This is a genomic window from Streptomyces sp. (genome assembly GCF_035644915.1).
In the GTDB taxonomy this organism is placed as follows: Bacteria; Actinomycetota; Actinomycetes; order Streptomycetales; family Streptomycetaceae; genus Streptomyces.
In genome coordinates this window covers 1-3,489 of record NZ_DASQNP010000040.1, presented here as the reverse complement: position 1 = coordinate 3,489, position 3,489 = coordinate 1, and the positions used below count along the sequence as shown (strand labels likewise).

Sequence of the window (3,489 nt, the reverse complement as noted above, 5' to 3'; positions counted from 1 at the left end):
CAATACGTGACGACGGGAGCGCGCATGCAGCGCAGCGAGATCGCCGAGTCCCTGACCGGTTACACCCCGAGCGAGGAGGACCTGCGCAGCCTGGAGGAGTGGTTCGAGACCTACGACGCCCACAGCTCCGCCCCCACCCCGGAGAACGTCGAGCGCATGGCCGACATGGCGGCCTTCCCGCTCAACCTGGTCACCGACGGCTCCGACGGCGACGGCTGGACCGGCCAGTGGGACCGCGCGGAGTACGTCGGGGCGATGAACGCGGTGATGGGCGGCGCGGGGGACGGGGACCTGGCGTTCGAGTCGGTCCGCACACCGTTCTTCCTCTCCCCCTCCCTCGCCGTGGTGTTCACCGCGGCGACGATGACGGCGGCGGACGGCGGGAAGCAGACCATGCACTACGCCGACATCCTGGTGCGCAAGGGCGGCACCTGGTACTTCCAGACGATGATCCAGGGCGGCTGGGCCGACATGCTGAAGGGCCAGGGTCAGCCCCCACGGCACGACCGGGGCGACGGATGATCCGGTGATCCGGCGTCCCGCCGCCCCGATGCGGTCGCCGATGGCACGAAGCGCCTGTCCGGCCCAAGATCCGGTCTTGTAGATTCGAACAAAGGCCGGGAGGCGCCCCGGGGCCCCGCACCCCGACGCCCCGCAGGCACCGGCGCCCAGGCCACCGGACGAGCGACACGAGAAGATCGGCGGACGACGAGAATGCGGCTGCGCGCACTGCTGGAGACCGACTCCCTGGGTCTGCGCCTCCTGAGCGGCGAGGAGGAACTCGACCGGCCGGTGCGGGGCGTGATGACCACCGATCTGCGCGACCCCAGCCGCTACCTGTCGGGCGGCGAACTGGTCCTGACCGGCTTGGCCTGGCGGCGCTCCCCGGAGGACTCCGAACCGTTCGTCCGCGTCCTCGCCTCGGCCGGGGTGGCCGGGCTGGCGGCGGGCGAGGCGGAACTGGGCACGGTGCCCGAGGACCTGGTGGCGGCCTGCGCCCGGCACCGGATGCCGCTGTTCTCGGTGGACGAGGACGTCGCCTTCGCGACGATCACCGAGCACGTGGCGCGGCAGGTCTCCGGCGAGCGGGCCGGCGATCTGGCCGCGGTGGTGGAACGGCACCGGCGGCTGATGTCCTCGGGCCCGGCGGGCGGCGGCCCGGAGGCGGTGCTGGACCTGCTGGGTTCGGACCTGGACCTGCGCGCGTGGGTGCTGTCCGCCACCGGCCGCCCGGTCGCCGGGGCCGGCGCGGACCGGCTGCCCGCCGGGGTCCGCACCCGCCTGGCGGGCGAGCACCTGGCGGCGGTGCGGGCGGGGCACCGCGGGCCGCACCGCGCGGAGGCCGAGGGGGTCGTCTACTCGCTGTTCCCGGTGCACGGCGAGGAGCCGGACACCCGGGAGACCGCGCTGTCGGCCCTGTCGGCCTGGGTACTGGTCGTCGAGGCGGACGCGGCCGACTGGCCCGCCGAGCGGCTGGACCTGCTGCGCGGCGTCACCCAGCTCATCGCGGTCGAGCGGGACCGCCGCGACGCCTCCCGCACGGTGGGGCGCCGTCTCGCCCAGGAGGTGCTGGAGCTGGTCCGCGCCGACGCCCCGGCGGCCGAGGTCGCCGCCCGGCTGCGCGTCGCGGCCCCCGTACTGCTGCCCGGGCTCGGCACCGCCCCGCACTGGCAGGTGGTCGTCGCCCGGGTGGACTGGGAGGACGGCACGGGCGGGAGGAGCGCGGACCGGGAAGGCGCCGCCCTCCCCGAGAACCACCTGGCCCGGGCCGCCGGGGCACTGCTGGAGGAGACGCTGGCCGACCCCCGTACCGCCGGGGGCGAGGCCGGGGACCGGGTCGCGGTGGCCCTGGCGGACGGGGATGCGGTGGCGTTCGTCCCGCTCCCGGCGGCCCCGGAACCCGACGGCGACGGCGGTACGGACGGCGAGGGCGGCGAGGGCGGCGAGCACGACGGGGACGGAGACGCCGGGGACGCCGCGCTGGACGCCGCCACGCTGCTGGACTCCCTGCGGGCCCCGCTGGAGCGGGGGCTGGCCGGCGGAGGGCGGCTGACCCTGGGCGTCAGCGCCGCCGTCCACTCCCCCGACGGCCTGCGCGGCGCCCTGGAGGAGGCGCGCCACGCCCGGCGCGTGGCCGCCGCCCGTCCGGGGCGGGTGTGCGCGGCGGGCCACGAGGAGCTGGCCTCGCACGTGCTGCTGCTGCCGTTCGTGCCCGACGACGTGCGCCGCGCCTTCACCGCCCGGCTGCTGGACCCGCTGCGCGAGTACGACCGCCGCCACCGCGCGGAGCTGATCCCCACCCTGGAGGCGTTCCTCGCCAGCGACGGCTCCTGGACCCGCTGTGCGGCCCGCCTCAACCTGCACGTCAACACGCTGCGCTACCGGGTGGGCCGCATCGAGCAGCTCACCGGCCGCGACCTGTCCCGGCTGGAGGACAAGGTGGACTTCTTCCTGGCCCTGCGCATGGGCTGACGGCCCGCCCGGCGCCCGGCCCGGCCTACCCTGGAGGCGTGTACGCGCGCAGGCGCCGCCGCTACTTCGCGCTGATGGCCCTCTGCCTGGGCCTGTTCATCGGCGCCTGGGGCTTCGTGCGCCTGTGGTCGGTGCCGCTGGCGATCGCCATGTGCGTGGTGGCCATGGCCATCCCGCCCGTCGCGGCGATCGTCGCCAACCGCCGCGAGCCGGACGACCGCTGGTGGGACGAATAGCCCCGCCCGGGGGCAGGCGGTCACGCGGGGAGGTCGTCAGAGGTCGCCGAGGTTCACGGGGGTGCACTCCCGCAGGACGAGGACCTGGCGGCAGGCCAGCACCCAGTGGATCGCGGGGTCCTCGTAGGCGATCTCCTCCAGGGAGCCGCCCGCGAGCGGTTCGAGGGTGCGAGGGTGGTGGACGATGCCGGCCACGCCCCACACGCCCGCCCGGCCCACGCGCACGGCGACGTGCCCGACGCGCAGGCGCGGGCACTGCCGCGCGGAGATCCGCGCGCACGGAACGCACACCGGCGGCGCCGTCGTCCGCTCCCCCTCGGCCACCGGCCGTCCCACGTCCCGGAGGACGAACAGGTGCGGACCGTCGTCCAGCACCGACGTACCGCAGACCTGGCAGAGCATGTGGAGCACGGCGCGCCGCTGCCGCAGGGCGTGCACGGTGTGGAACAGCGGTCTGCCCTTCCCCCGCGCGAGGGTGTGCCGGACCCACAGCACCCCGCGCCGGTCCCGGTCGTACGGCGACTCACCCAGGTAGCCGATGCCCTCGCCGCCCCGGCCCGCCAGCCGTACGACGGGCGGGCGGATCATCTTCTCCCGGCTCCACGAGGAGATGTAGGGGACCGTGTCCGGCCGGGTGCTCTGGCGGGGAGGCTCCTCCCGCTCCCCGTCCGTCGGGATCACCACCACGGGTTCCTCCGCGTCAGGTGTCCGGAGTTCTCGGTCATGCGGTTCCCTCCTGAACAGTCGGTGGATCAGAACTCATGCGCCAGGACAGGAGTCC

4 protein-coding genes are annotated in these 3,489 nt (G+C 75.5%); 3 read left to right on the top strand and 1 reads right to left on the bottom strand.

All coding sequences use genetic code 11. The annotated features are described in order from the left end of the window. Positions 1-24 precede the first annotated feature (24 nt). From VE546_RS04425 to VE546_RS04415, 3 genes are all read left to right on the top strand, one after another. Positions 25-522: a nuclear transport factor 2 family protein gene (locus VE546_RS04425; RefSeq protein WP_324918586.1), complete on the top strand. Its 498-nt coding sequence runs from the start codon at positions 25-27 to the stop codon at positions 520-522. A gap of 192 nt (positions 523-714) precedes the next feature. After that, entirely contained in the window at positions 715-2,472 is a 1,758-nt protein-coding gene (locus VE546_RS04420; protein ID WP_324918583.1) for a PucR family transcriptional regulator, read from the top strand. A 38-nt stretch (positions 2,473-2,510) separates the two neighbouring features. Then, positions 2,511-2,708, top strand: coding sequence for a DUF3099 domain-containing protein (locus VE546_RS04415; protein ID WP_324918580.1), 198 nt, complete (start codon positions 2,511-2,513; stop codon positions 2,706-2,708). Positions 2,709-2,744: 36 nt separating this feature from the next. On the opposite strand, the gene VE546_RS04410 is transcribed toward VE546_RS04415, so the two are convergent. Next, positions 2,745-3,392 carry a hypothetical protein gene (locus tag VE546_RS04410; RefSeq protein ID WP_324918577.1) on the bottom strand — a complete coding sequence of 216 codons (648 nt, stop codon included), beginning with the start codon at positions 3,390-3,392 and terminating at the stop codon, positions 2,745-2,747. Between the last annotated feature and the right edge of the window lie 97 nt (positions 3,393-3,489).

What these genes read in the sequence shown, in the direction of transcription:
- VE546_RS04425 (WP_324918586.1), top strand. Translation starts at nt 25, where the DNA reads ATGCAGCGCAGCGAGATCGCCGAGTCCCTGACCGGTTACACCCCGAGC.
- VE546_RS04420 (WP_324918583.1), top strand. Translation starts at nt 715, where the DNA reads ATGCGGCTGCGCGCACTGCTGGAGACCGACTCCCTGGGTCTGCGCCTC.